Below are 26,288 nucleotides of genomic sequence, written 5' to 3'. Positions count from 1 at the left end.
GCCGACCAGAAGATGACGAACGACGTCCCCGCGGCGGCGAGCTGCGACACCGCGAGCCCGGCCAGCACCGCGCGGCCCGGGGTCAGCACGCCGCCGACCCGGGCCAGGCTCAGCGTCGCGACCAGCGCGGCCAGCGCCCCGGCGAACGCCGCGACCGGGAGCAGCAGGCCCACGCCGACGACGAGGACGGCCACGGCGCCGAGCGAGGCGCCCGACGACAGCCCGAGCAGGTAGGGGTCGGCGAGCGGGTTGCGGGTCAGGCTCTGCATCACCGCGCCGGCCAGCGCCAGGCCCGCGCCGACCGCCGCCCCGGTGAGCACCCGCGGCAGCCGCAGCTCCCAGACGATCGCGTCGGTCAGCACCGGCACCCCGCCGTCCGCGCCCGCCGCCGGACCGAGCCCGAGGTGGCCGGCGATGCTCCGCGCCACGTCGGCGACCGCGATGTCGGCGGGCCCGATGGTCACGCAGACGAGCACCGTCGCGACCAGCAGCGCGAGCCCGACGAGCAGGGTCGGCAGCAGCGGAGGCCGCCACGGGGGCCGGGCCCCGGGCGTGCCGCGGCCGTCGACGGAGCCGGCGCGCGCGTCGAGTGGACGGTTCTGACCGACACGCCGACGGCGTGTCGGGCGGAACCGTCCACTCGGGGGCGCGGTGGTCGTCATGGGTCCGGTCAGCCCGCCAGGTCCGCGAGCTGCCGGGACAGGTCGACCACGGCGTCGGCGTTCCGGACGCCCGCCTCGGCCGCGGGGAACGGCACGGTCAGGTACCGGTGCTCCTTGACCGCCGTCAGCTGGCTGGTGGCCGGGTTGCCCTCGAGCATCGCGATCTTGCTGTCCGCCGTGTTCCAGGTGGCGTCGACCAGCACGATGACGTCCGGGTCCGCCGCCACGACCTGCTCCCAGCCGGTCGAGGTCCAGGTGTCGTGCACGTCCGCGAAGATGTTGGTCAGCCCGGCGGCGTCCATCATCATCTGCGGCGCGCCGATGCCCGCGCCGACGTACGGGGTGTCCGTGCCGGACGAGTACCAGAGCGCGGTGGTCTCCTCGGCGGGCGGCTCGACCGCGTCGAGCGCGGCCTGCTGGTCGGCGATCAGGCCCTCCGCGCGGTCCTCGACGCCGAACACCGACGCGACCTCCCGGATCTCGTCGAACAGGCCGTCGAAGGTCAGCGGGTCCGGCATGTACCCGTCCTCCTTGCACGCCGCGGGGGAGACGTAGGTGCCGATGCCGAGGCCCTGCAGGGCGGAGCGCTCGCCGGCGCCGTCGTCGGAGAAGTTCGACTCCCAGCCGGCGTAGACGAAGTCGGGCTGCACCTCGAGCAGCGCCTCCTGGCCGGGGACCTTGTCGGAGAGCACGGGGACGGCGTCGTAGGCGGCGGCGTACTCGTCCGGCACCGGGCCGTCGGCGAACGCGGTGCCGACCAGGCGGTCCCCGAGGCCGAGGGCGAGCAGCATCTCGATCGAGGTCGACTTGATCGCGACGACCCGCTCCGGCGGGCTGTCGACGGTGACCTCGGTGCCGCAGTTGTCGAGGGTGACCGGCGTGAAGCCGGCGGCGGACGCGGTCGAGCCGGCGGCGGGCGCGGTGCCGTCCGCGGAGGCGGTGCCGCCGGCGCAGGCGGCCAGGGCGGCGACGGCCAGCGCGGCGGGCGCGACGAGGACGAGCCGGACGGCGCGGGTGGTGCGGGGGGCGCGGGGGGTGCGGGTGCTGCGCACGGGGCGGGGCTCCTGACGGGATGCGGCGACGGCGCGGGCGGGCGGGGCCGCGGCGACGTCGTCGGGCGGTCCGGGCGCCCGCGTCGGACGCTCGGTCCGACGGTGGACGCTGGGGGAGACGGACCGTGGGGGACGCCACGAGGGCGGCCGCCGCTGCGGGCCGGGGAGGGTGCACGTCGCGCCCGGTGGCCGCGCCGCCCATGCGCGGGCGGCGACACCCAGGCCACATCCGGCCCGGTCCACGACCACCCTACGCCCGCGGGACCTCGCCCCGCGCGCCCCACCTGCGCACGCCGCCACGCCGCCGAGTCTCCATCCGCGGACTCTGCTCCCGCGCCCCGACACAGTCGGCGAGCGGCGACTCGACGAGCCCGGCCCCGCCGAGGCGGCAACTCTCGGCTGTGCGGGTGCGCCGCGCCGGAGCCGAGAGTTGCCATCTCGGTGAGGGGGAGAGCGGAGCGAGGCGCCCGCCCGGTTACGCCGCCGCCGCCAGGGCCAGGGCTGCCGCCACGCGCGCGACCTCGTCCGGGCCGCCCGCCAGGGCGCCGACCGTGACGCGGACGTGGCCCGAGCCGCCGGCGTCCGCGTCGTCGGCGACCTCGCCCGCGCGGAACGGCCTGCCGGGCGCCACCCGGATCCCCGCCGCCGCGAGCCGGACCAGCGCGGTCGCCTCGTCGGGGACCGGCACCCACAGGTTGATCCCGTCGCCGGGCTGCACGGCGACCCCGTGCCCGGCGAGCGCGGTGCTCAGCGCCCGCTGCCGGGCGTAGTACGTCCGCCGGGCCTGGGCGACGGCCGCCAGCGCCTCGCCGTCGTCGAGCAGGTCGGCCAGCACGTGCTGCAGCAGCCGGCTGGTCCACCCGGGCCCGAGCATCCGCCGCGCGACGACCCGGTCCAGGACCGCCGCCGGCCCGCCGACCGCCGCGATCCGCAGGTCCGGCCCGTGCGACTTGGAGTACGACCGCACGTGCACGACCCGGTCGGGCAGGTGGCTGCCGAGCGACACGTCGGCGGACGACGCGATCTCGCCGGAGTGGTCGTCCTCGACGATCGTCAGCCCCGCGCCGGGGGTGGCGGCGAGGTGCGCCCGGGCGACCGCCGCCAGCTCGCGCGCCCGGGTGGACGTCATCGAGACCCCGGTCGGGTTGTGGGCGCGGGGCTGCAGGACGACCACCTCCGCGCCGGTGCGCAGCGCGGCCGCCAGCGCGTCGGGCCGCAGGCCCTGCCGGTCGAGCGGCACCGGCACCCGCTCGAGGCCGAGCTGGTCGCACAGGTCGAAGATCGGCGGGAACGACGGGTCCTCGACGACCACCCGGTCGCCGAACCCCGCGAGCTGCTCCAGCGTCCGGCTCATCGCGTCGACGGCGCCGTCCACGACCGTGACCCGCTGCGGGGTGAACGGCCAGGACGCGCGGAGCAGGCGCTCCAGCGGCTCGACCACCGGGGCGCCCAGGTACGAGCCGGTGCCCGCGGCGGGCGTCGCGGCGGCCACGCGGGCGAGCGCGCGGCCGAGCGGGGGCAGCAGCGCGGGGTCGGGGGTGCCGGACGACAGGTCGAGGGGCGGGCCGGGGCGGGGCGACGGCACCGGCGCGGCGGCGGCGCGCCCCGCACCGCCCGCCGCCGCCTCGTCCGACCGGCCGCCCGCCGCCAGGTCCCGGTACCGCGGCGGCAGCCACGACGCCGGCTCCGGCAGCACGACCGTGCCCGCCCGCCCGCGCGACGCCACCAGCCCGACCGCGGCGAGCGCCTGCCACGCCCCGCTCACGGTCGCCGGGCTGACGCCGAGGTCCGCGGCGAGCCGGCGCACGGTGGGCAGCCGGTCGCCCGGCCGCAGGTCGCCGCTGCGCACCAGGCGCGAGACGGCGGCGGCGATCCCCCGGGGACTGCGGTCCTCCACGTGCTGGGCCACGTCCATGGGCGTCATCGTGCCCCCGCGCGGCACCCGCGCCGACCCGTCCGCAGCCCGGTCGCCGCAGTGTTTACCGGCCCGACATCGACGTTCTCCGGGCCGTTACGGGCAGAAACGCCGCAGAAATGTTCAACCACCACAGTCACATTCCCATCGGGCCCCCGCGGCCCGAGCCCGACCAGCAGCACCCACCCAGCAGCGGAGGTCCCCCATGTCAGTCGTGCGCGTCGCCTTCACCCAGGCCACCTGGACCGGCGACAAGGAGTCGATGATCCAGCTGCACGAGGACTGGACGCGCAAGGCGGCCGCCGAGGGCGCGCAGATCATCGGCTTCCAGGAGCTGTTCTACGGCCCGTACTTCGGCATCACGCAGGACACGAAGTACTACGAGTACGCCGAGACGGTCCCCGGCCCGACCACGGACCGGTTCAGCGCGCTGGCCAAGGAGCTGGGCATCGTCATCGTGCTGCCCATCTACGAGGAGGACCAGCCCGGGGTGCTCTACAACACCGCCGCGGTCATCGACGCGGACGGCACCCTGCTCGGCACCTACCGCAAGCACCACATCCCGCACCTGCCGAAGTTCTGGGAGAAGTTCTACTTCCGTCCCGGCAACCAGGGCTACCCGGTGTTCGAGACCGCGGTCGGCAAGATCGGGGTGAACATCTGCTACGACCGGCACTTCCCGGAGGGCTGGCGGGTGCTCGCGCTGAACGGCGCCGAGATCGTGTTCAACCCCAACGCCACCGCGCCCGGCATCTCGAACAAGCTGTGGGAGGTCGAGCAGCCGGCCGCCGCCATCGCGAACGGCTACTACGTCGTCGCGAACAACCGCGTCGGGCTCGAGGACAACGAGTACGGCGACGAGGCGGTGAACTTCTACGGCTCGTCCTACGCGGTCGGCCCGGACGGCAACTACGTCGGCGACGTCGGCTCGACGACCGAGGACCAGCTGCTGATCCGCGACCTCGACCTCGACGTGATCCGGACGACGCGCGAGCGCTGGCAGTTCTTCCGCGACCGCCGGCCGGACGCCTACGGCCCGATCGTGGCGCCCTGAGCGGCCCGGGAGGACGAGGCATGAAGACCCTCATCACGGGCGGCACCGTCGTCAACGCGACCGGCCGCGGGGCCGCGGACGTGCTGATCGACGGCGAGACGATCGTCGCGCTGCTGCAGCCCGGCTCGACCGCGCTCGGCGTCGACCTGGCCGCGAGCGTCGACCGCGTCATCGACGCGACCGGCAAGTACGTCATCCCCGGCGGCATCGACGCGCACACCCACATGGAGATGCCGTTCGGCGGCACGTTCGCGTCCGACACCTTCGAGACCGGCACCACGGCCGCGGCCTGGGGCGGGACGACCACGATCGTCGACTTCGTGGTGCAGTACCCGCAGGAGAACCCGGTCGACCAGTACGCCCTGTGGCACCAGAAGGCGGCCGGGAGCTGCGCCGTCGACTACGCGTTCCACCAGATCCTGTCCGACGTGCAGGACTCGTCGCTGCACGCGATGGACGAGCTGATCGCCGAGGGCGTCACCAGCTTCAAGCTGTTCATGGCGTACAAGGGCGTGTTCCTGTCGGACGACGGGCAGATCCTGCGGGCCATGCAGAAGGCGTCCGACAACGGCGCGATGATCATGATGCACGCGGAGAACGGGTCGGTCATCGACACCCTCGTGCAGCAGCACGTCGCCCGCGGCGAGACCAGCCCGTACTACCACGGCGTCTCCCGGCCGTGGCAGGCCGAGGCGGCGGCGACGCACCGCGCGATCATGCTCGCCGACCTCACCGGTGCGCCGCTGTACGTCGTGCACGTCTCCGCGAAGCAGGCGGCCGAGCAGATCGCCCAGGCCCGCGACCGCGGCCAGAACGTGTTCGGCGAGACCTGCCCGCAGTACCTGTACCTGTCGCTCGAGGACCACCTCGGCGCGACCAGCGAGCGGTGGGGCGACTTCGAGGGCGCCAAGTACGTCTGCTCGACGCCGCTGCGCTCGAAGCACGAGGGCCACCAGCACCAGATGTGGAACTCGCTGCGGACGAACGACCTGCAGCTCGTGTCGACCGATCACTGCCCGTTCTGCATGACGGACCAGAAGGAGATGGGGATCGGGGACTTCTCGAAGATCCCGAACGGCATCGGCTCCGTCGAGCACCGGATGGACCTGCTTTACCAGGGCGTCGTCACCGGCGAGATCAGCCTGGAGCGGTGGGTCGAGATCTGCTGCACGACCCCAGCGCGGATGTTCGGCATGTACGGCCAGAAGGGCGTGCTCGCGCCCGGCGCCGACGCGGACGTCGTCGTGTACGACCCGAACGGCCACACCTCGATCGGCCTCGGGAAGTCGCACCACATGGCCATGGACTACTCCGCCTGGGAGGGCTTCGAGGTCGACGGGCACGTCGACACCGTGCTGTCCCGTGGCGAGGTGGTCGTCGACGCGGGTGCGTTCCTGGGCCGCGCCGGCCACGGGAAGTACGTCAAGCGCGGCCTGTCCCAGTACCTGATCTGAGCGACCCGACCCCCGACCCCGAGAAGGAGGCACGCCCATGGAGTTCGGCGTCGTCCTGCAGAACGACCCGCCCGCGTCCCGGGTGGTCGACCTGGCCCGCCAGGCGGAGACCCACGGGTTCGACTACGTCTGGACCTTCGACTCGCACCTGCTCTGGCAGGAGCCGTTCGTGGTGTTCTCCCAGATCCTCGCGGCCACCCGCAAGGTCATCGTGGGCCCGATGGTCACCAACCCGGCGACCCGGGACTGGACCGTGCTGGCGTCGTCGTTCGCCACGCTCAACGAGATGTACGGCAACCGCACGGTGTGCGGCATCGGCCGCGGCGACTCCGCGGTCCGGACGCTCGCCGGCAAGCCGTCGAACCTGGCCACCCTGCGCGAGTCGATCCACGTGATCCGCGAGCTCGCGAACTCCCGGGCGGTCGAGCACAACGGCCGCAAGGTCCAGTTCCCCTGGTCCCGGGGCTCGGCCCTCGAGGTATGGGTCGCCGCGTACGGCCCGCTCGCGCTCAAGCTGACCGGCGAGGTCGGCGACGGGTTCATCCTGCAGTGCGCGGACCCCGACGTGGCGTCGTGGATGATCCGCACGGTCCGCGACGCCGCCGAGGCCGCCGGGCGCGACCCCGACGCCATCAAGTTCTGCGTCGCGGCCCCGATGTACGTCGGCGACGGCGACTCCCCGGCGGCCCGGGCGCACATGCGCGAGCAGTGCCGGTGGTTCGGCGGCATGGTCGGCAACCACGTCGCCGACATCGTCGCCAAGTACGGCCAGGGGTCGCAGGTGCCCAAGGCGCTGACCGACTACATCGCGGGCCGGCAGGGCTACGACTACAACGAGCACGGCCGCGCCGGGAACTCGCACACCCAGTTCGTCCCGGACGAGATCGTCGAGCGGTTCTGCCTGATCGGCAGCCCGCGCGAGCACGTCGAGAAGCTGCAGGCGCTGCGCGCGCTCGGGGTCACCCAGTTCGCCGGCTACCTGCAGCACGACAATAAGGACGAGACCCTGCGGATGTACGGCGAGCGGGTCATCCCGGCGATGGCCGAGCACGTCGTGGCGACGGCATGACCACGGGCGTCGCGGGGCCGGGGGTCGCGGAGGCCGGGGACGCGGCGGTCGTCGCCCCCTCCGCCGCCGCGCTCACCCCGACGGCGCGCCGGACGCGCGCGCTGCCGGCCCCGGTCCGCGCGCTCCGCCCCGTCGCCCTCGGCCTGGCCGCCCTGGTCCTCCTCGCCGCGCTGTGGGAGCTGGTCAAGGCGGTCGTCCCCGAGGGCGGCTGGAGCGTCGGCGAGCTGCGCGTCCTCCCGCGCACCACGGACCTGGCCATGCCGCACGTCTCGGAGATGCTGGCCCGGCTCGGCGAGCCGCTCACGTCCCGGCCCGGCGCCGACCCGCTGTGGCTCGCGGTGCTCCGCGCCGGTGGCACCAGCCTGCGGATCGCCGCGGTCTCCTGGGTGATCGGCGTGGTGGTCGGCCTCGGCCTCGCCCTGCTGATGACCCGGTTCCGGGTGGCCCGGTCCGCGGTGCTGCCGCTGGTCGTGCTGAGCCAGACCGTGCCGCTCATCGCGCTGGCCCCGCTGGTGAAGGGCTGGGGCTCGAAGCTCGAGCTCGGCTTCACCTGGGAGCCGTGGATGTCGGTCGCCGTGATCGCCTCGTACCTGGCGTTCTTCCCGGTCGCGGTCGGGGCCCTGCGCGGCCTCACCTCGCCCGACACCCTGCACCGCGAGCTGTTCGCCGGCTACGCCGCCTCCTGGTCCCAGGAGCTGGTCCGGCTGCGGCTGCCCGCGAGCGTGCCCCACCTGCTGCCCGCCCTCCGCCTGGCGGCCACGAGCGCCGTGCTCGGCGTCGTCGTCGCGGAGGTCTCGACCGGGATGCCCGGAGGTATCGGACGCATGATCCTCGAGTTCGCCAACTTCGCCAGCAGCGACCCCGCCAAGCCGTGGGCGCCGATCTTCGGGGCCGTGCTGCTCGGCCTGGTCGCCTCCGGGGCGGTCGCGCTGCTCGGCACCGCGCTGCGCCGGTTCCGCCGGGCGGAGGTGCCGGCGTGACCGCGCCGACCGCCGCCGGTGCCGCGCCGGGGGCCGCACCTGCCGCGACGACCACGACCGCCGCCGCCGTCCAGGTCGCCGGCGTCGGCCGCGTCTTCCCCGGCGAGGGCGGCCGCTCCGTCACCGCCCTGGAGCACGTCGACCTCACCGTCGGCGCGGGGGAGTTCGTCTCGCTGATCGGCCCGTCCGGCTGCGGCAAGTCGACGCTGCTCCGCCTGGTCGCCGACCTCGACTCCCCGACGTCCGGCTCGATCGCCGTGTTCGGGCGCCCGGCCCGCGAGGCCCGGCTCGGCCACGACTACGGCATCGCGTTCCAGCAGGCCGGCCTGCTGCCGTGGCGCACCGTCCGGGCCAACATCGAGCTGCCGCTGTCCCTGCACGGCGTCGGCCGCGCGGCCCGTCGGGAGCGCGCCGACGAGATGCTCGCGCTGGTCGGGCTCGCCGACTTCGCCGACCACTTCCCGGACCAGCTGTCCGGCGGCATGCAGCAGCGCGTCGCGATCGCCCGGGCGCTCGCCGAGCGGCCCAGCCTGCTGCTGATGGACGAGCCGTTCGGCGCTCTCGACGAGATGACCCGCGAGCGGCTGCAGTCCGAGCTCGTGCGGATCTGCGCGGAGACCCGGGCCGCCGTGGTGTTCGTGACGCACTCGATCCCGGAGGCGGTGTTCCTGTCCGACCGGGTCGTGGTGATGTCCGCGCGGCCGGGCCGGATCGCCGGGATCGTGGACGTGCGGCTCGGGCGGTCGGGGGAGCGCGGGGACGACCTGCGCGAGGACGCGGCGTACTTCGAGGCGGTGACGGCGGTGCGCGAGGCGCTGCACGGCGGCGCCGAGGGTGTCCCGAGCCGCGGGGTGGAGACGCGGTGAGCGCCGCCGCCGCGCCCGCCGCCGCGCCGGCCCCCGCCCGCGCCCGCCGCACCGCCGCCGCCTGGGGCCACCGCGCCGCCCCGGTGCTGCTGCTCGCCGCCCTCGTGGCCGCCTGGCAGGCCGCCGTGACGCTCGGCGACGTCCCGGCGTTCCTGCTGCCCAGCCCGGCCGCCATCGCGGGGGAGTTCGCCGAGTTCTTGCCGACGATCGCCTCCGCGGCGCTGGTCACCGGCACGAACGCGCTGGTCGGCCTCGTCATCGGCGCGGTGGTCGCGATCGCCGCCGCCGTGCTGGCCTCGTCCGTCCGGGCCGTCGACCTGCTGCTCGACCCGGTGGTCGCCGGGCTCGCGGTGGTGCCGGTCGTGGCGCTCGCGCCGGTGCTCTACACGATGTACGGCGCCTCGGTGGAGACCGGGCGGCAGATCGTGGTGGCCGTCGCGGTCGGGGTGCCGGTGTTCGTGAACACGCTGCGCGGGCTCCGGCAGGTCCGGCCCGTGCACCGGGACCTCATGCGGGCCTACGCCGCGACGCCGCGCCAGGCGGTCCGCGCGGTGACCATCCCGACGGCCCTGCCGTTCGTGTTCACCGGGCTGCGGCTGGCGTCCTCGCTCGCGGTCATCTCGGCGATCGTCGCCGAGTACTTCGGCGGCCCGCGGTCCGGCATCGGGTCGTTCATCACCACGGCCGCGGCGGGGTCGAACTACGCCCGCGCCTGGGCGTACGTGCTCGGCGGCGTGCTCGTCGGGCTGCTGTTCTACGGGGCCACCTCCGCGGTCGAGCGGTGGGGGACCCGCGGGGTGCGCCGGGCCTGAGCGCCCGCGCACGACCACACGTCCCGCGGTCGGGGGTCCGCGGGCCGGCACCACCCCGCCTGCCGACGGCGCCAGGAGGGCCGCACACGGCTGATGCGACGGACAAGGGGATGACATGAGGAACACCACCAGGCGGACCCGGCTCGGGCTCGGGGCGCTCGGCGTCGTGGCGGCGCTCGCGCTGACCGCGTGCGGCAGCGGCGGGTCGGACGACACCGCGGGGTCGACGGAGTCGGGGAGCGGCGGCGACGGGGGCCTCACCCCCGTGAAGCTCCAGCTCCAGTGGCTCACCCAGGCCCAGTTCTCCGGCTACTACGCCGCGCTGGACCAGGGCTACTACGAGGAGGCCGGCCTCGACGTCGAGATCCTCCCGAGCGGCGGCGACATCGTGCCGCAGGACGCGCTCGCCAACGGCGAGGTCGACTACGCGATCGCGTGGGTGCCCAAGGTGCTCGGCTCCATCGAGCAGGGCGCCGACATCACGAACGTCGCGCAGATCTTCGAGCGCTCCGCGACCCTCCAGGTGTCGTTCGCGGACGCGGGCATCGACTCGGTCGCGGACCTCGAGGGCAAGACGATCGGCTCCTGGGGCTACGGCAACGAGTGGGAGCTGTTCGCGGGCCTGAACAAGGCGGGCGTGACCGACTTCGAGATCGTGCAGCAGGCGTTCGACATGAACGCGTTCCTCGCGGGCGACATCGACGCGGCGCAGGCCATGACCTACAACGAGTACGCCCAGCTGCTCGAGACCGAGAACCCCGACACCGGCGAGCTCTACCAGCCCGACGACTTCTCGGTCATCGACTGGAACGACGAGGGCACCGCCATGCTCCAGGACGCCATCTGGGCGGACGCGGGCCGGCTCGCCGACGACCCGGAGTACGCCGAGACGACGGTCGCCTTCATCAAGGCCTCGATCCAGGGCTGGATCTACGCCCGGGACAACCCGCAGGAGGCCGCCGACATCGTCACGGCCGCCGGCTCGACCCTCGGGACCAGCCACCAGCTCTGGATGACCAACGAGGTCAACAAGCTCATCTGGCCCTCGACCTCCGGCGGCATCGGCCTGATCGACGAGTCCGCCTGGGACGCCACCGTCGAGATGGCCAAGGAGACCTCCAACGAGACCGGCGCGACGATCATCAGCGCCGACCCGCCGGAGACCGCCTACTCCAACGAGTACGTGCAGCAGGCGCTGGACGAGCTCGAGGCCGAGGGCGTGGACGTCGAGGGGGCGGACTTCGAGCCCCTGACCGTCGAGCTCCAGCCCGGCGGCAACTGACCGGCGGCCGAGGCGGCGGCGGCCGACGCGCCGCCGCCGCCTCACCCCGCCCGCACCTCCTCACGGAAGGCCCGCACCCATGACCGCACTCGACGCCGACGGCGCGCTCGCCCTCGAGCTCGACCGCGCGCACGTGTTCCACTCCTGGTCCGCCCAGGGCGCGCTCGCCCCGCTCGTCGTCGCCGGCGCGTCCGGCTGCGAGGTCGAGCTGGCCGACGGGCGCACCCTGCTGGACTTCAGCAGCCAGCTCGTCAACACCAACATCGGCCACCAGCACCCGCGGGTCACCGCCGCGATCGCCGAGCAGGCCGGGCGGCTGGCGACCATCGCCCCGTCGCACGCGGTGCTGCCGCGCGGCCGGGCCGCCGAGGCGATCCTCCGGCACGCGCCGGCGTCCTTCTCGAAGGTGTTCTTCACGAACGCCGGCGCCGACGCGAACGAGAACGCGATCCGGATGGCGCGGCTGGTCACCGGCCGGGACAAGGTGCTGTCGGCCTACCGGTCGTACCACGGCAACACCGGCGCGGCCGTCGTCGCGACCGGCGACTGGCGGCGGGTGCCGAACGAGTACGCCCGCGGGCACGTGCACCACTTCGGGCCGTACCTCTACCGCTCGGAGTTCTGGGCCACGACGCCCGAGGAGGAGGGCGAGCGCGCGCTGCGGCACCTGGCGCGCGTGGTCGAGTCGGAGGGGCCGGCGTCGATCGCGGCGATCCTGCTCGAGACCGTGCCCGGCACCGCGGGCGTGCTCGTGCCGCCGCCGGGCTACCTGGTCGGGGTGCGGGAGCTCGCCGACCGGCACGGGATCCTGCTGATCCTCGACGAGGTCATGGCGGGGTTCGGCCGCACCGGGTCGTGGTTCGCGTTCGACCAGCACGACGTCGTGCCCGACCTCGTGACGTTCGCCAAGGGGGTCAACTCCGGCTACGTGCCCGCGGGCGGCGTGCTGATGTCCGACCCGGTCGCGCGCGCCTTCGACGACCGGGTGTTCCCCGGCGGGCTGACCTACTCCGGCCACCCGCTGGCGATGGCCGCGATCGTCGCCACCATCGAGGCGATGGAGGACGAGAAGGTCGTCGAGAACGCCGCCCGGATCGGCGCCGACGTGCTCGCGCCGGGGCTCGCGGCGCTCGCGGACGCCCACCCGTCGGTCGGCGAGGTGCGCGGGGCCGGGGTGTTCTGGGCGCTGGAGCTGGTCGCGTCGCGCGCGACGCGCGAGCCCGTCGGCGCCGCTTCGATGGGCGCGGTGAAGGCCGGGCTGCTCGACCGCGGCCTGCTGCCGTTCGTCCAGGACAACCGGATCCACGTCGTCCCGCCCTGCGTCGTGACCGACGCCCAGGTCGCCACGGCCCTGGCGGCGTACGACGAGGTCCTGACGGAGCTCGACGCCACGCTCTGAGCCCTGCGGCCTACAGTCGGACCCGAACCCGCACCACCGAGAGGACCCCGCATGTCCGAGACCGCCACGCCCGCCCTCCGCGCCGTCGTCACCGGCGCCTCCAGCGGGATCGGCGCCGCGACCGTCCGCCGGCTGCGCGCCGAGGGCTGGGACGTCGTCGCCGTCGCCCGCCGCGCCGACCGGCTCGAGGCCCTGGCCGCCGAGACCGGCGCCGAGCCGTTCGTCGCCGACCTCACGAGCGACGAGGACGTGGCCCGCCTGGCCGCGCACGTGGCGGAGACCGGCGGGCTCACCTCGCTGGTGAACAACGCGGGCGGCGCGCTGGGCCTCGACCCGGTGGCCGAGGCGGACGTCGAGGGCTGGCGCCGGATGTACGACATCAACGTGCTCGGCACGCTCCGCGTCACCAAGGCCCTGCTCCCGCAGCTCAAGGCGAGCGGCCGCGGCGACGTCCTGGTCGTCACGTCCACCGCGGCGATCGGCCCCTACGAGGGCGGCGCGGGCTACACCGGCGCGAAGCACGCCGAGCGGATGCTCACGACCACGCTGCGCCTCGAGCTGATCGGCGAACCGGTCCGCGTCATCGACATCGCGCCCGGCGCCGTCGCGACCGAGGAGTTCTCGCTGGTCCGGTTCGGCGGCGACGCCGAGCGCGCGGCCAAGGTCTACGAGGGCTACCAGCCGCTGCTCGCCGAGGACATCGCGGACGTCATCGCGTTCGCCCTGACCCGGCCGCATCACGTGAACATCGACACGCTGGTCGTCCGGCCGCGGGCCCAGGTGTCGAACACCCAGACCGCGCGGTCCTGACCGCCCGGGGAGCCGGTGCCGCGCCGGGGCGTCACGCCCCGGCGCTCACCGTGCCCTCCATCTCGTCCGCGCGGCGGATGTGCCGCGTGACCCACGGCGACAGCGCGAGCAGGATCAGCGCGAACGCCAGCGCGACGGCGCCGATCCCGCCGAAGTACGCGGTGTCGGACGAGCCCTCGGTCGCCTTGATCAGCTGCGCCGTGATCGCCTGGCCGGCGGCCGGCGCCAGGAACCACACCGCCATCGCCTGGTTCCGGAACGCCCGCGGCGCGAGCAGCGTGGTCGCCGCCAGCCCCACGGGGGACAGGCAGAGCTCGCCGAGCGTCTGGATCACGTAGACCACGACCAGCACCCACGCCGGGGCGAGCCGGTCGACGAACACCGCCGACGCCAGCGCCATCACCAGGAACGACAGGGCGGCGAGCGCCAGGCCGATCGAGAACTTGGTCGCGGTCGGCGGGCGGTCGTGCGTCCTCGACCAGATCCACGCGAACACCGGCGCGAGGATGATGATCGACAGCGGGTTGACCGACTGGAAGAACTCCGGGCTGATCGTCACGCCGAAGAACGACAGCTCGGTGCGGTTCTGCGCGAACGAGGCCAGTGTGGTCGCCGCCTGCTCGAAGATCATCCAGAACAGCATCGCCGCGACGAACAGCGGGATGTACGCGATCACCCGCGGCCGCTCGGCGTCGGTGACCTTGGGCGAGCGGTACATCACGATGAAGTAGGCGACCGGCGCGATGAACGCCAGGTACGACATCGTGTCGATGAAGGTGTCCAGGTTGAACCCGCCGGCGACGAGGGCCGCGATCAGGCCGACGACGACGATCCCGCCGATGATGACGAGGAAGCCGCGGATCAGCGTCACGCGCTCCTCGGGCCGCACGGGGTTCGGCGCGACGCCGCCCGCCCGGCCGAGGTACTTCGCGCCCGCCACGAAGAACACCAGCGCGATCGCCATGCCGACCGCCGCCACCAGGAACCCGGCGTGGTACCCGCCCCAGGCGCGCGCTGCGCCGACCAGGAACGGCGCCGTGAACGAGCCGATGTTGATGCCCATGTAGAAGATCGAGAACGCCGAGTCGCGGCGCTCGTCGTCGCGGGCGTACAGCTCGCCGACCATGCTCGACACGTTCGGCTTCAGCAGGCCGGTGCCGAGGGCGACCAGCGCGATGCCGAGGTAGGAGAAGCCCGCGGACGGGATCGCCAGGCCGACGTGGCCGGCCGCGATGATGATCCCGCCGATCAGCACCGACCGCCGGGCGCCGATCACGCGGTCCGCCAGCCAGCCGCCGACCACCGACAGCAGGTAGACGCTGGTGCCGTAGATCGACACGAGCGCGAGCCCGGTCGTCTCGGCGATGTCGAGGCCGCCGTTCGCGACCGTGTCGGTCAGGTAGTACAGCAGGATGGCGCGCATCCCGTAGTAGCTGAACCGCTCCCACAGCTCCGTGGTGAACAGCGTCATCAGCCCGCGGGGGTGGCCGAAGAACGCGCGGTCGCCGGCGAGCTTGCCGGCGGGAGGCTCGCCGTGGGCCGCGGTGGACATGGGGTCTCCTGACGGTGGACGGGCGCGTCCGGGAGGCGGGCGCACCGCCTTCCAGGATGTGACCCCTGCTCGCAGGGCTGCAACAGCACGAAGTCCCGGGCGCCGGGTGCGACCCCCGCTGCTACGGTCGCGACGTCCGGACGGGCCCCCGCCGTCGCCACGCGTCACCCGACCGCGAGGTGCTGCCCCCATGACTCAGAACGGCCGCGTCCTGCCCATCCACGGGCGGGCGAGCTTCCGCACCGCCATCGACCGCACGGAGTTCCCGCAGCACGGCCTCGACCCGGACGAGGTCTACGAGCTGCTGCACACCGGCCTGATGCTCGACGGGCGGGAGACGCTGAACCTCGCCTCGTTCGTCACGACCTGGATGGAGCCCCAGGCCGAGGCGCTGATCCACGACACCCTCCGCAAGAACCACATCGACCACGAGGAGTACCCCGTCGCCTCGCTCGTCGAGGAGGCCTGCGTGCACATGCTGGGCGACCTGTTCCACGCGCCCGACCCGGCGACCGTCGTGGGCGTCGCGACGATCGGGTCGTCCGAGGCGATCATGCTCGGCCTGCTGGCGCACAAGCGGGCGTGGCAGCACCGGCGGCAGGCGGCGGGGGAGCCCACGGACCGGCCGAACGTCGTGTTCGGCGCCGAGACGCACGTCGTGTGGGACAAGTTCGCGAACTACTTCGACGTCGAGATGCGCAAGATCCCGATGCGCCCCGACCGGTACACGATCACCGCCGAGGACGTGGCGTCGCGCGTCGACGAGCGGACGATCGCGGTCGGCGCCGTGCTCGGCACCACGCACATCGGCGAGGCGGACCCGATCGCCGACATCGACGCCGCGCTGGTCCGGATCAAGGCCGACCGCGGCTGGGACGTGCCGCTGCACGTCGACGGCGCGAGCGGGGCGTTCGTCGCGCCGTTCGCCGAGCCCGACCTGGCGTGGGACTTCCGCCTGGAGCAGGTCGCGTCGATCAACGCCTCCGGGCACAAGTACGGCCTCGTCTACCCGGGCGTCGGCTGGCTGGTGTTCCGGGACGCCTCGCGGCTGCCCGAGGACCTGGTGTTCAGCGTGAACTACCTGGGCGGCGCGCAGCCGACCTACACGTTCAACTTCTCCCGCGGCTCCGCGATGATCCAGGCGCAGATGTACAACTTCCTGCGGCTCGGGCGCGACGGGTACACCGCGATCGTCGAGACGATGCTCGCGAACGCCCGCTACCTGAACGAGGCGCTCAAGGCGACCGGGCGGTTCGAGATCCTCAACCCCGGCCTCGCCGAGCCCGTCGTCACCTTCCGGCTCGCCGGGGACCCGGGGTTCGACGTCTACCACCTGTCCGCCCGGCTCCGGGAGAACGGCTGGATCGTCCCCGCGTACAGCCTGCCGCCGGCCGCCGAGGACGTGCACCTGATGCGGGTCGTGGTCCGGCTCGACCTCAGCCGGCTGATGATCGACCAGCTGCTGCGCGACCTCGACCTGGCGTACACGGCGCTGGAGGCGGAGTCGCCGGTGCCGCGGGCGCACCACAGCGCCGACCTGTGGACCGCGCCGGCCCACGCCGCGGCGCGGAGCAAGGCGCGGACCGGCCTGCGGCGGTGACCGCGGGGGCCGGGGCCGGGCGGCCCGGGGCGGGGCCGGCCGTGCGCACCGCGCCGTCGCCCCGGCCGAGCGCCGCGAGCGTGCGGCTCGGGCTGCTGTTCGGGCTGGGGTCGCTGTGCTTCGCCGTCGGGTCGCTGCCGCTGTACGCCGCGCGGGTGGCGCCCGAGGTCGCGGCGTGGACGTTCGTCGTCGGGTCGGTGCTGTTCACCTCGGCGGCGGCGTTCCAGCTCGGCGGCACCCCGCGGGTCGACCGCACCGACTGGGTGGCGGCGCTGGTGCAGCTCGTCGGGACCGTCTGCTTCAACGTCAGCACGGTCGCGGCGACGCGGGACCTGGCGGCGCTGCCGGCGCGGGACCTGGTGTGGGCGCCGGACGTGTACGGGTCGGTGTGCTTCCTCGTCGCGAGCGTGCTGGCGTGCGTGGCGGTGCGGCGGGCGGTGCGGCCGCGGGCGGTGCACGGGGTGGCGGGCTTCGCGGGGCGCGAGCCGGGCGCGTGCGTCGCGCGTGTCGCGTGGCGGCGCGGGTCGGTCGACTGGTGGGTCGCGGCGGTCAACCTCGCGGGGTCGGTGGCGTTCGGCGCGGCGGCCGTCGGTGCGCGGTACGTCGCGGGGACCACGGAGGTGACCAACGTGGCCCTCGTGAACACCGGGACGTTCGCGGGGGCGGTGTGCTTCCTCGCCGGCGCGGCGCTGCTGCCGGTGGGGTCGGCGCGGGAGCGGGCGCGCGCGGCCGCGTCCTGAGGTGGTAGGCCAGGTGGGGCTTGAACCCACGACCGACGGATTATGAGTCCGCTGCTCTGACCGGCTGAGCTACTGGCCCTCGATGCCGCACAGGCTAGCGCGAGGGCGGCGCCGTCCCCGCGCCGGGGCCCGCTACGGTGGGTCACCGTGCCGCTCTTCTCCCGCCGCCACGCCCTGCCCGACGACGTGCGCCGCGCCCTCGACCTGCCGGCCGGCGACCGCGTGCTCGCCGCGGCCGCGTCGGGCGACCGCTGGCTGGTCGCCACCCGGCAGGCGCTGTACGTCGCCGGCGGAACGGCCGATGCCCCGGTGCGCCGGCACCCCTGGTCCGACGTGGACCGTGCGTCGTTCGCCCCCGAGCCGCCCGTCATCACCGTGCACTGGGTGACGGGTACCGTCGAGGAGCTGCCGCTGGACCCGCCGGTGCCGGTGGCGTTCGCGCAGACGCTGCGGGAGCGGGTGCAGTCGTCGGTCGTGCACGTCGAGACCGTCACGGTGCCGGTTGCCGGCCCCGTCCGGGTCGCGCTGCGCCGGGGCGACGCGGGGGACCTGTTCACGCAGGTCATCGGCACCGGGCGCGTCGACCTGGCCGACCCCGGGGTGGCCGCGCTGCTGGACGCGGCGGAGGCGCGGGTGCGCGCGGCGGCGGGGCTGCGGGCCTGATCCGGCCCGTGACCGGGACCACGCGGGACGTGTCAGGAGCAGCCCCGGAGGGCTGCTAGAGTTCTTCCCGCACGATCCCTCGTAGCTCAATTGGCAGAGCATCCGACTGTTAATCGGACGGTTACTGGTTCGAGTCCAGTCGAGGGAGCAACCACGACCCCCAGCGGCCCCGGGCTGCTGGGGGTCGTCTGCTTCCCGGCGCCGTCCGCTGGGCCGGCGCCTAGGGTGTCCCGCGTGGGACTGTTCAGCCGCAGGTCGCGTGAGCACGAGCCGGACGAGACGCGCCCGGAGGCGCCGCCCGGCCCGCCGCCCGCGCCCCCCGCCCGGGGCGCCGAGCCCGGCCCCGGCGTTCGCCACGACCGCGTCCGCGACGGGCTCGGCACCTGGGCGGACCGCAAGGACGCCCGGACCTTCGCCGACGTGCTCCGCCGCTGCGCGTCCGGCGAGCTGCTGCTCGACGTGACCGACTCCCGGTTCGCGGACCCGGCCCGCGGCCTCCAGCCGGGCGACACCCTCGCGATCGCGTCGATCCGCGACAACGCCGGCGCCGACCTGCTCGTCGCGTTCACCGGGCACGACGAGCTGCAGCGGATGCGGCAGGACCCGGGCCGGTCGCTCGTGCAGCCGGCCGCCGCGGTGCTCGCGCAGGCGGCGCGGGACCACCAGGGCGTCGTGATCGACGGGCGGTCGCCGGGGGCGTTCATCGCGTACGCGGCGGAGATCCGGCAGCACCTCACCGAGGACCCCGAGGCGGTCGCCACGCTGACGGAGGCGACGGCGTCCCGGTCGCTGCCGTTCGACCGGTACGTCGCGGCGCTCGCGGACGGGCCGCTTTTCGTCCCCGTCGCGCCCGACGCCGCGGACAGGCCCGCGGGTTCCGCCGCCACCGGCCCGGACGGCGGCGCGTACACCGTGGTCGGGACGTCGCCCGCGGAGGTGTGGGCGTGGCGCCCGGGCGGGGAGGTCCGGCGGGTCGGGCTCGCGGAGGTCGCCGCCGCGACGCGCGCCGCGGGCCGGGCGGGGGTCGTGGTGAACCCCGCGGGGCCGCCGGTCGTGGTCCCGGCCGCGGCGCTCCCTCGCTGACGCCGCCGCGGGGCCGACGAACGAAGGGCCCCGCGGCCGTGGCCCGCGTCACGCCGGAGCGGTGCGGCACTGCGACGCGGCTCCCGCGAGGACCTACGGCCCGCACCGGACGCGCGCCCGCTCTGGCAGGATGCCCCGGTTCGTCCGGATCGCCACAGCAGGGAAGTCAGGGTCATGCGCAGGATCGCCGTCGCCGGCATCGTGGGAGTCGTCGCACTCGGTCTCGTCGGGTGCGGGGAGCTGTCCGTCCACCGGACCGGGTCGCCGGACGCCCGGGAGATCGCCGAGGCGCGGGCGGCGCAGACCGACTAGGCCGGGCCCGGGAGGGGCGTCAGTCCGCCTCCTGCGGCGGCCACACCACCCGGAACCGCTCGAGGACGATCTCGTCCTGCTCGCCCCACTCGGCCCCGCGGGCCGCGCAGGTGCGCTCCCAGTAGATCCGGTGCTGCTCGCGCCAGCTGCGCAGGCTGCGGTCGTCCTCGCCCTCGTCGAAGGCGAAGTCGGCGTCGACCTCCCGGAACGTGGCGATCCGCAGCTCGACGGTCCGCAGCACCAGCTGCGGGGCGCCGCGGCCGTCGCAGGCCACCCAGTGCGCGCCGACCCGGGGCAGCGCCTCGCCGCGGTGGGCGAACTCGGTCACGAGCTCGGCGGTCGCCCGCTTGGCGCCGTGCCGGACGATGCCGAGCAGCTCGTCGCCGAGCTCGACGGAGTCGCCGAACCGGTCGACCACGTACTCGTCGCCCGCGGCCACGGCCTCGGGGTGCGCGGCGACGTACGCGGCCCAGAGGACGGCGGCGGCGTCGGTGTCGAGGGGGCCGGGCGGCGTGCGGTGGCTGGTCACCCGGTCATTCTGCCCGGCGGCCGACCGCCCGCCGCGCCGGCCCCGGCTACCGTGGCGGCATGGCGATCATCCACCGGGCCACCCTCGTCCCGACCAAGGCCGAGCTCATCACCGCCTGGCTCCCCGCGCAGCCCTGGTTCGACGGACCCGCGGCCGAGGCGGTCCCCGTGGGGGCGTACCGGTTCGACGACCCCGAGGGCGAGGTCGGCATCGAGTCGCACCTGGTCGACGTCGGCGGCCGGCTCGTGCACGTGCCGCTGACCTACCGCGGGGCCCCGCTGCCCGACGCCGAGGCGTCGCTGGTCGGCACGACGGAGCACTCGGTGCTCGGCACCCGCTGGGTGTACGACGGCCCGGGCGACCCGGTGTACCGGGACGAGCTCGCGCGGGTGGTCCGCGAGGCCGACACCGAGGTGCGGATGTGGGTCGAGACCCCCGAGGGCCGGGTCGAGCGCGAGCCGACGGTGCGGGTGCGGGGGAGCGGCGCCGCCGACGACGCGGGCGCGACCCCGGAGGTCGTCGTCGTGCGTGAGCCGCGCCCGGGCGTCGACGCCCCGACCGCCCGCACGCTCGTCGGCACCTGGGCCGGCCAGGACGAGCCGGTGGTCCTGGCCTACCTGGCCTGACCGCGGGGCGACGCCGTCAGCCGAACAGCGCCTGCCCCACGAACGGCCCGTCCTCGGCGAGCGCAGGCGTCCCGTCCGCCCCGGTGGGCAGCGCCCCGTCCGGCACCCCGGGGGGCACGGCGTACAGCCCCGAGCCGGTGTGCACCAGGTACTCCATCAGCCCGTCCTGCGACGACAGCCGGGTCTGCATCGGCACGAAGTGCGTCCGGGGGTCGACGACGAACGCGAGGAAGAACAGCCCCGCGTCCAGCCGCCCGAGCGCGTCGTTGCCGTCGGTGAAGTTGTAGCCGCGGCGCAGCATCCGGACGCCGTCGTTCTGCGTCGGGTGGGCGAGGCGGACGTGCGAGTCGAGCGCGACCAGGGGCGTGCCGTCGCCGCCGGTGGCGTCGAGGTCGGGCTCGGTGAACTCGGTGCCGCCGGACAGCGGCGCGCCCTCGCCCTTGTTCCGGCCGACCAGCGCCTCCTGCTCGCGCAGCGAGGAGCGGTCCCAGGTCTCGATGTGCATCCGGATCCGGCGCGCCACGAGGTAGCTGCCGCCGGTGAGCCACGCCGCGTCGGTCCCGCCCTCCGTCGCGGCCGACGCGGGGACCCAGACGTGCGCCTCGACGTCGGCGGTCTCCTCGGCCTTGAGGTTGGCGGTGCCGTCCTTGAAGCCGAACAGGTTGCGGGGTGTCTTCTGCGCGGTGCTGGTCGAGGAGGTGCGGCCGTAGCCGAGCTGGGTCCACCGGATCCGGGCCGTGCCGAACGCGGCGCGGGACAGGTTCCGGACGGCGTGCACGGCGACCTGCGGGTCGTCGGCGCAGGCCTGGACCACGAGGTCGCCGTCGCTGCGGGCCGGGTCGAGGTCGTCGCCGGCGAAGTGCGGCAGCTCGATCAGGCCCGCGGGCAGCCGGCCGGCCAGGCCGAACCGGTCCGCGTCGGGACCGGTGGCGCCGGGCGCGCCGACGAACAGCGACCGGCCGAACCCGAACGTGATCGTCAGGCCCGCGGCCGGCAGGTCGGCGGCCTCGCCGGTGTCGTCCGGCGGCGCGTCGTACGGCCCGGAGGCGGGGGCGAACTGGCCGGCGGGCAGCCCCTGCGTCATCCGGGCGGCCATCACGGTCCACCGCCGCAGCAGGTCGACCAGCGCGTCGCGGTCGGTCGTCGTGACGTCGAAGGCGGCGAGGTAGAGCCGGTCCTGCGCCGGGGTGACGATGCCGGCCTGGTGCGCGCCGGTGAACGGGTAGGTGCGGTCGGCGCCGGACGACGGGGCCGCAGGCGCGGGGGACCGGGCGGCGTCCACCGCCACGGCCCCCGCGGCCCCGGCGGCGGCCGCGCCCGCGACGAGGCCGCCGCCGAGCCCGAGCAGCGCACGCCGGGACATCCCGGTGCGCGGCGCGCCGGGGCGGGTGCCGCCCGGGCCGGGCGCGGCGGTCACCGCGTCCGGCCCGGGCTCGTGCTGCGCGTCCGTGTCAGGCCCCCGTCACGGTGGTGGTCAGCCGGGACAGCGGCTCGGACAGCGCGTCCACCGCGGCCGCCAGCTCCGCCACCTGGGCGTCGGTGAGGTCCGTGTACGCGACGAAGCCCGCGTCGACCGACCCCTGCGCGGCCAGCAGCCCCTCGAGGTCGACGAACCGCTGGTCGAGGTCCGCGGCCAGGTCGGGGTCCTGCTCGGTCACGACGTCCTGCAGCACCTCGTACGCGACCCGCGCCCCGTCGACGTTGGCCTGGAAGTCCCAGAGGTCGGTGTGCGACCAGATCTCCTCCTCGCCGGTGACCTTGCCGGTGGCGACCTCGTCGAGCAGGCCCTTGGCGCCGTTGGCGATCTGGAACGCCTCGAAGGTGAAGCCGTCGGCGGTCACCTGGTCGACGAGCTTCTGCGTGTTCGCGACCAGGTCGTCCGCGGCGGCGGCGCGCTCCTCGGCGGTCAGCGGCACGTAGGTCTCCCCGCCGTTCGCGTCGGGCGTCGGCTGCCACAGGTCCTTCTCGATCAGGTGCCAGCCGGTCCAGGCCTGGCCGTCCTCGAGGTCGGCCTCCCGGAGGTCGAGGGTCGGGTCCAGGTCGCCGAACGACTCGGCCACCGGCTCGACGCGCTCCCAGTGCACCCGGGTCGCGGCGTACAGGTCGCGCGCGCGGTCGTCGTCGCCCGCGGCGTACGCGTCGGCGAACTCCTGGGTGCCGGCGATCAGCGAGCCGGCCTGGTCCTTCACGTAGGCGACGTACGACGCCTCCGCGGCGGCGAGCTGGTCCGCGGTGTCGCCGGTCGGCCCGACCTCCTGGCCGGAGTCGGTGACGGTGAACGCGGCGCGGATGCCGTCGCCGACCATGCCCGGCTTGCACGCGGTGTAGTAGTCGCCGGGCGCGGCCTGCACGACGAGGTCGCGGGAGATGCCGGGGCCGATGTTCTCGATCTCGGACACGATGCGCAGGCCGTCGTCGGCGAGCAGGTAGAACTCGGTGACGTCGCTGCCGTCGTTGGTGACGGAGAACGTGAGGGTGCCGCTCGGCGCGCTGTCGGCGGAGACCTCGCAGTCGTCGGCGGTCGAGCTCACGGTCAGCGCGCCGGGGGCGTCGCTGCTCGCGGCGCCGCCCGCGGGGTCGTTCGGGACGCAGGCCGCCAGCAGCGGCAGCAGGGCGACCGCGGCGGCGGCGCTCCAGGAGGTGCGGGACATCGGGGCTCCTTCTCGGGGCACGGGTCGGCGAGCCGGCGGCGGGGGCGCCGCGCGGTGCTCGCCGGTCAGGCGGCGGGCTGGGGGGAGGTCGCGGGCTGCGCCGGGACGGCGGGGCGCGCGGGCGGGCGGCGGAAGGCGGTCCGCACGAAGAACGTCATGGTCGGGACCACGTACGCGGTCCACGCGATCGCCTGGAGCCAGGTCGTCGCGGGCGTGAAGTTGAGGACGCCCTTGAGCAGCGTGCCGTACCAGCTGGTCGGCGGGACGGCGGCCGAGACGTCGAACGCCAGGCTGTGCAGCCCCGGCAGGATGCCCGCCTCCTGGAGGTCGTGGACGCCGTAGGACAGCACCCCGGCGGCGACGAGCACGAGGAACGCGCCGGTCCACGCGAAGAACTTCTGCAGGTCCAGGCGCATCACGCCGCGGTACAGGGCCCACGCGACGAGCACCGCCGTGGCCAGGCCGAGCGCGGCGCCGAGCAGGGGAGCGGCGGAGCCGCCGCGGGCGCCGGTGCCCGCCGTCGCCTGGGCGCTCGCCCACAGGAACAGCGCGGTCTCCAGCCCCTCGCGCCCGACGGCGAGGCACGCCATGACGACGACGGCCCGACGGCCGGCCGCGGCGGCGTCGTCGAGCTTGTGCTGCAGGTCGCCCTTGAGGTGCCGGGCGGTGCGCGCCATCCAGAAGATCATCCAGGTCACCAGGCCGACGGCGACGATCGACAGCGAGCCGCCGATCGCCTCCTGCGCGGTGAACGACAGGCCCTGCGGCCCGAAGGTCAGCAGCGCGCCGAACCCGAGCGACACCGCGACGGCCACGCCGACCCCGGCCCACAGCGCGGGCAGCAGGTCCCGGCGCGCGGTGCGCACCAGGTAGGCGATGAGGATGCTCACGACGAGGGCGGCCTCGAGGCCCTCGCGCAGGCCGATCAGGTAGTTCGCGATCATCGGGCGGCTCCGACGCGGGTGTGGTGGGACGGCACGTGCGCGCCCGGCCCGCGGGGCGCCGGGCGGGCTCCGCGGGGTAAGGCGAGGCGAACCTTACTCGCGCCGCGGGGTGCCGCGGAACACGCGTCCGTGCGGCGATCCCGCGACCGCGGGCCGCGACCCCGTGCGGGCGGGGAGGGCGTCGCACGTCAGCCGGGCAAACCGGGACTTTCGTCCCCGCGCCGCCGCGGCCCGCCGGTCGCCGCGGCGCCGTGTCCCGCCCGTGGAGCACGAATGCCGCACGGCGCCGCGCGGCGGCACGGCATCGCGCCGCGCGGGCCCCGGCGAGCGCGCAAATGGCCGTGCAATCGGCATTCCCGCGCCCCCCGGATGGCATTTCCGTGGCGGCGGCCGGTCGCGCGCCAGGGTGCCTCCCTGGGGTAGCGCGGCGCAATGAAACCGCTGGTCAGACGGGGTTTTGCGCGAGCCGACCCGGGCTGGTTGGAATGGGTCCACGCGTTCGGTGATCGATCCATCAGCTGCAGGAGGTGTCGTGTTCTCTCGTCTCGGCGAGGCGTCGCTCCTCCCGTTCGACGCGGACCTCGGGGAGGTCAGCCTGGGGCTGGCCGCCGCGGGGGTCGTGCTCGCGACGGCGGCGCTGCTGGTCGGGCTCCGGACGCGCCGGCAGTGGGCGGCGCAGGGCCGGACGGCCGGCTCCGCCCACGCGCCGGGACCGGCGACCGCCGCGCCGGACCCGGCGGCAGGGCCGGGGCCCGGTGCGGGTCCCGCGGCCGGTCCGGTGCCCGACCCGCACGCCCCGGGGCCGGGTGACCTGCCCACCGCCGGGGCCGCCCCGGCCGGCACGGGTCCCGCCACCCCCGACCGGGCCCCGGCCCGCGCCGCCGTCCCGCCGGCCGCGGGCACGTCCGCGGTCGGCCCCGACGCCGCCTCGTCGGCCGCCTTCGCGGTGGCCGCCCGGCGCGACATCACGCTGCTCGACCGGCAGCTCGGCGCGCTCGACGAGCTCGAGCGCACCGAGACCGACCCCGACACCCTCCAGCGGCTGTTCCTGCTGGACAACCTGGCGATGCGGCTGCGCCGGGGCGCGGAGTCGCTGCTGGTGCTCGCCGGCAGCCCGCCCGCCCGGCGCGTCCGCGAGTCGACCGCGGTGTCCGACGTCGTGCGCACGGCGAGCTCGCAGATCGAGTCCTACGAGCGGGTCCGGGTCGACCTCACCGACGACCCGCCGCTCGCGGCGGTGCACGTGGTGCCGCTGGCGCACCTGCTCGCGGAGCTGCTGGAGAACGCGACCGTGTTCTCGGCGCCGGACACGATCGTCGACGTCCTGGGCCGCTGCGACGCGGAGGCGCTGCACCTGGTCGTGCGGGACGCCGGGCTCGGCCTGTCCGCGGAGGACCTCGCGCGGGCCGAGGCGACCGTGCGCGCCGGCGACCGCGACCCGGCGTCGGGCGAGCGGCTCGGGCTGGCGGTCGTCGGCCGGCTCGCGGCCCGGCTCGGGGTCGGCGTGACGTTCGCGGCCCGCGCCGACGCCCCGGGCACCGAGGTGACCGTGCGCCTGCCGCGGGCGCTGTTCGACGTCGAGGGCCCCGACGAGGTCGCCGCCGAGCCGGACGACACGACGGTGCTGCCGGAGCCCGGGTACGGCGGGCTCGCGGCGCTGTCCGACCCCGCGAGCGGGCCGCTGCCGATCACGCCCGGCACGCCCGCCGAGGAGGCCTACGTCCCGCTCGTGGCGCCCGGCGGCGGCGATCCGCTGGTGCCGCGGCAGGAGCGGGGGGCGTTCGCGACCGACCCGATGCCGCGCCCGGCGGCCGGTGCCGCGCCCGACCTCGTCGACCCGGCTCCCGGGCCCCGCCGCACCGCCGTCGGCCCCCGCGCCGCCGACCTCCCGCCCGTGCCGGACGTCGCGCTGCCGTCGTTCGACGCCATCCTGTCGGGCGAGACGCCCATTCCCGGTGGGCCCCGCGGACCCGGCCTCGGCGCCGGCGCCGCGCCCGGCCACCCGCCGGACGCCGCACCCGGCCACCCGCCCGTCGGCGCCCCCGTCCCCGACCCGGCGGGCTCCGGACCGCATAGCGCCGCGCACGCGACCGGACCCGCCCCGGGCCACCCGAACGGACGCGCGCACGGCGGCCACGCCGCGGACCGCGCGCCGGGCCGGGGTCGGGGCCGCGCCGCCCGCGGCGCCCGGGCCTCCGCCCGCTCCGCCGGCCGCGCCGCCGGCCGCGCCGCG

24 protein-coding genes and 2 tRNA genes are annotated in these 26,288 nt (G+C 75.4%); 17 read left to right on the top strand and 9 right to left on the bottom strand.

Translation table 11 applies throughout. The annotated features are described in order from the left end of the window. From VER05_RS11985 to VER05_RS11975, 3 genes are all read right to left on the bottom strand, one after another. Positions 1–662, bottom strand: a 662-nt coding sequence (locus tag VER05_RS11985) for an iron chelate uptake ABC transporter family permease subunit (protein WP_324845578.1), incomplete at its 3' end; no start/stop codon positions are given. Positions 663–670: 8 nt separating this feature from the next. Further along, positions 671–1,714: a putative F420-0 ABC transporter substrate-binding protein gene (locus tag VER05_RS11980; RefSeq protein WP_324845577.1), complete on the bottom strand. Its 1,044-nt coding sequence runs from the start codon at positions 1,712–1,714 to the stop codon at positions 671–673. 475 nt (positions 1,715–2,189) lie between these two features. Continuing rightward, a complete protein-coding gene (locus VER05_RS11975; protein ID WP_324845576.1) occupies positions 2,190–3,629 on the bottom strand; it encodes a PLP-dependent aminotransferase family protein in 1,440 nt (479 codons plus the stop codon). 205 nt (positions 3,630–3,834) lie between these two features. On the opposite strand from VER05_RS11975, the gene VER05_RS11970 reads away from it, so the two are divergent. From VER05_RS11970 to VER05_RS11930, 9 genes are all read left to right on the top strand, one after another. Continuing rightward, on the top strand, positions 3,835–4,683 hold the full coding sequence (locus VER05_RS11970; RefSeq protein ID WP_324845575.1) for a nitrilase-related carbon-nitrogen hydrolase: 849 nt from the start codon (positions 3,835–3,837) through the stop codon (positions 4,681–4,683). A 20-nt stretch (positions 4,684–4,703) separates the two neighbouring features. After that, positions 4,704–6,137 (top strand): dihydropyrimidinase, encoded by a 1,434-nt coding sequence (hydA, locus tag VER05_RS11965; protein WP_324845574.1) that lies wholly within the window; start codon positions 4,704–4,706, stop codon positions 6,135–6,137. A 37-nt stretch (positions 6,138–6,174) separates the two neighbouring features. Beyond that, the gene (locus VER05_RS11960) at positions 6,175–7,206 is read left to right on the top strand and encodes a TIGR03842 family LLM class F420-dependent oxidoreductase (RefSeq protein WP_324845573.1); all 1,032 of its coding nucleotides are present in this window, start codon (positions 6,175–6,177) and stop codon (positions 7,204–7,206) included. After that, the gene (locus VER05_RS11955) at positions 7,203–8,186 is read left to right on the top strand and encodes an ABC transporter permease (protein ID WP_324845572.1); all 984 of its coding nucleotides are present in this window, start codon (positions 7,203–7,205) and stop codon (positions 8,184–8,186) included. The genes VER05_RS11960 and VER05_RS11955 overlap by 4 nt, the downstream gene beginning before the upstream one ends. Further along, the gene (locus VER05_RS11950; RefSeq protein ID WP_324845571.1) at positions 8,183–9,052 is read left to right on the top strand and encodes an ABC transporter ATP-binding protein; all 870 of its coding nucleotides are present in this window, start codon (positions 8,183–8,185) and stop codon (positions 9,050–9,052) included. The genes VER05_RS11955 and VER05_RS11950 overlap by 4 nt, the downstream gene beginning before the upstream one ends. Next, a complete protein-coding gene (locus VER05_RS11945) occupies positions 9,049–9,864 on the top strand; it encodes an ABC transporter permease (protein WP_414647613.1) in 816 nt (271 codons plus the stop codon). Before VER05_RS11950 ends, VER05_RS11945 begins: the two co-directional genes overlap by 4 nt. Before the next feature lie 115 nt (positions 9,865–9,979). Next, positions 9,980–11,146 carry an ABC transporter substrate-binding protein gene (locus VER05_RS11940; RefSeq protein WP_324845570.1) on the top strand — a complete coding sequence of 389 codons (1,167 nt, stop codon included), beginning with the start codon at positions 9,980–9,982 and terminating at the stop codon, positions 11,144–11,146. Between the two features lie 79 nt (positions 11,147–11,225). After that, positions 11,226–12,545: an aspartate aminotransferase family protein gene (locus VER05_RS11935; protein ID WP_324845569.1), complete on the top strand. Its 1,320-nt coding sequence runs from the start codon at positions 11,226–11,228 to the stop codon at positions 12,543–12,545. A gap of 51 nt (positions 12,546–12,596) precedes the next feature. Beyond that, positions 12,597–13,355 (top strand): SDR family oxidoreductase, encoded by a 759-nt coding sequence (locus VER05_RS11930; RefSeq protein ID WP_324845568.1) that lies wholly within the window; start codon positions 12,597–12,599, stop codon positions 13,353–13,355. Between the two features lie 31 nt (positions 13,356–13,386). Here VER05_RS11930 and VER05_RS11925 read toward each other — a convergent pair whose 3' ends face one another. Continuing rightward, positions 13,387–14,907: a peptide MFS transporter gene (locus VER05_RS11925; protein ID WP_324845567.1), complete on the bottom strand. Its 1,521-nt coding sequence runs from the start codon at positions 14,905–14,907 to the stop codon at positions 13,387–13,389. A gap of 190 nt (positions 14,908–15,097) precedes the next feature. On the opposite strand from VER05_RS11925, the gene VER05_RS11920 reads away from it, so the two are divergent. Together VER05_RS11920 and VER05_RS11915 are read left to right on the top strand one after the other, a co-directional pair. Beyond that, the gene (locus VER05_RS11920; RefSeq protein ID WP_324845566.1) at positions 15,098–16,507 is read left to right on the top strand and encodes a glutamate decarboxylase; all 1,410 of its coding nucleotides are present in this window, start codon (positions 15,098–15,100) and stop codon (positions 16,505–16,507) included. Between the two features lie 41 nt (positions 16,508–16,548). After that, positions 16,549–17,247 carry a hypothetical protein gene (locus tag VER05_RS11915; RefSeq protein WP_324845565.1) on the top strand — a complete coding sequence of 233 codons (699 nt, stop codon included), beginning with the start codon at positions 16,549–16,551 and terminating at the stop codon, positions 17,245–17,247. A 2-nt stretch (positions 17,248–17,249) separates the two neighbouring features. Here the strand turns inward: VER05_RS11915 and VER05_RS11910 are convergent. Continuing rightward, positions 17,250–17,326 (bottom strand) — tRNA-Ile (locus VER05_RS11910). Between the two features lie 68 nt (positions 17,327–17,394). Here VER05_RS11910 and VER05_RS11905 point away from each other — a divergent pair. From VER05_RS11905 to VER05_RS11890, 4 genes are all read left to right on the top strand, one after another. Beyond that, the gene (locus tag VER05_RS11905) at positions 17,395–17,910 is read left to right on the top strand and encodes a hypothetical protein (RefSeq protein ID WP_324845564.1); all 516 of its coding nucleotides are present in this window, start codon (positions 17,395–17,397) and stop codon (positions 17,908–17,910) included. A 75-nt stretch (positions 17,911–17,985) separates the two neighbouring features. Then, a tRNA-Asn gene (locus tag VER05_RS11900) sits at positions 17,986–18,058 on the top strand. 86 nt (positions 18,059–18,144) lie between these two features. Further along, a complete protein-coding gene (locus VER05_RS11895) occupies positions 18,145–18,993 on the top strand; it encodes an SseB family protein (protein ID WP_324845563.1) in 849 nt (282 codons plus the stop codon). A gap of 174 nt (positions 18,994–19,167) precedes the next feature. Further along, positions 19,168–19,305, top strand: a complete 138-nt coding sequence (locus VER05_RS11890) for a hypothetical protein (RefSeq protein ID WP_324845562.1) — start codon at positions 19,168–19,170, stop codon at positions 19,303–19,305. Between the two features lie 19 nt (positions 19,306–19,324). Here the strand turns inward: VER05_RS11890 and VER05_RS11885 are convergent, their stop codons facing one another. Beyond that, a complete protein-coding gene (locus VER05_RS11885) occupies positions 19,325–19,834 on the bottom strand; it encodes an ASCH domain-containing protein (RefSeq protein ID WP_324845561.1) in 510 nt (169 codons plus the stop codon). 59 nt (positions 19,835–19,893) lie between these two features. On the opposite strand from VER05_RS11885, the gene VER05_RS11880 reads away from it, so the two are divergent. Continuing rightward, positions 19,894–20,460 (top strand): CG0192-related protein, encoded by a 567-nt coding sequence (locus tag VER05_RS11880; protein ID WP_324845560.1) that lies wholly within the window; start codon positions 19,894–19,896, stop codon positions 20,458–20,460. A gap of 16 nt (positions 20,461–20,476) precedes the next feature. Here the strand turns inward: VER05_RS11880 and efeB are convergent, their stop codons facing one another. The 3 genes from efeB to efeU form a co-directional block, all read right to left on the bottom strand. Beyond that, positions 20,477–21,823, bottom strand: coding sequence for an iron uptake transporter deferrochelatase/peroxidase subunit (gene efeB, locus VER05_RS11875; RefSeq protein WP_324845579.1), 1,347 nt, complete (start codon positions 21,821–21,823; stop codon positions 20,477–20,479). Positions 21,824–21,911: 88 nt separating this feature from the next. Beyond that, on the bottom strand, positions 21,912–23,111 hold the full coding sequence (gene efeO, locus VER05_RS11870; protein WP_324845559.1) for an iron uptake system protein EfeO: 1,200 nt from the start codon (positions 23,109–23,111) through the stop codon (positions 21,912–21,914). Positions 23,112–23,176: 65 nt separating this feature from the next. Next, positions 23,177–24,055: an iron uptake transporter permease EfeU gene (gene efeU / locus VER05_RS11865; protein ID WP_324845558.1), complete on the bottom strand. Its 879-nt coding sequence runs from the start codon at positions 24,053–24,055 to the stop codon at positions 23,177–23,179. A gap of 532 nt (positions 24,056–24,587) precedes the next feature. Here efeU and VER05_RS11860 point away from each other — a divergent pair. Then, on the top strand, positions 24,588–26,288 hold a 1,701-nt coding region (locus tag VER05_RS11860; protein WP_324845557.1), incomplete at its 3' end, for a sensor histidine kinase.

Source organism: Cellulomonas sp. (assembly GCF_035634735.1).
In the GTDB taxonomy this organism is placed as follows: domain Bacteria; phylum Actinomycetota; class Actinomycetes; order Actinomycetales; family Cellulomonadaceae; genus Cellulomonas.
The sequence above is the reverse complement of the archived record's forward strand: the minus strand, read 5'-3'. Positions and strand labels throughout refer to the sequence as shown.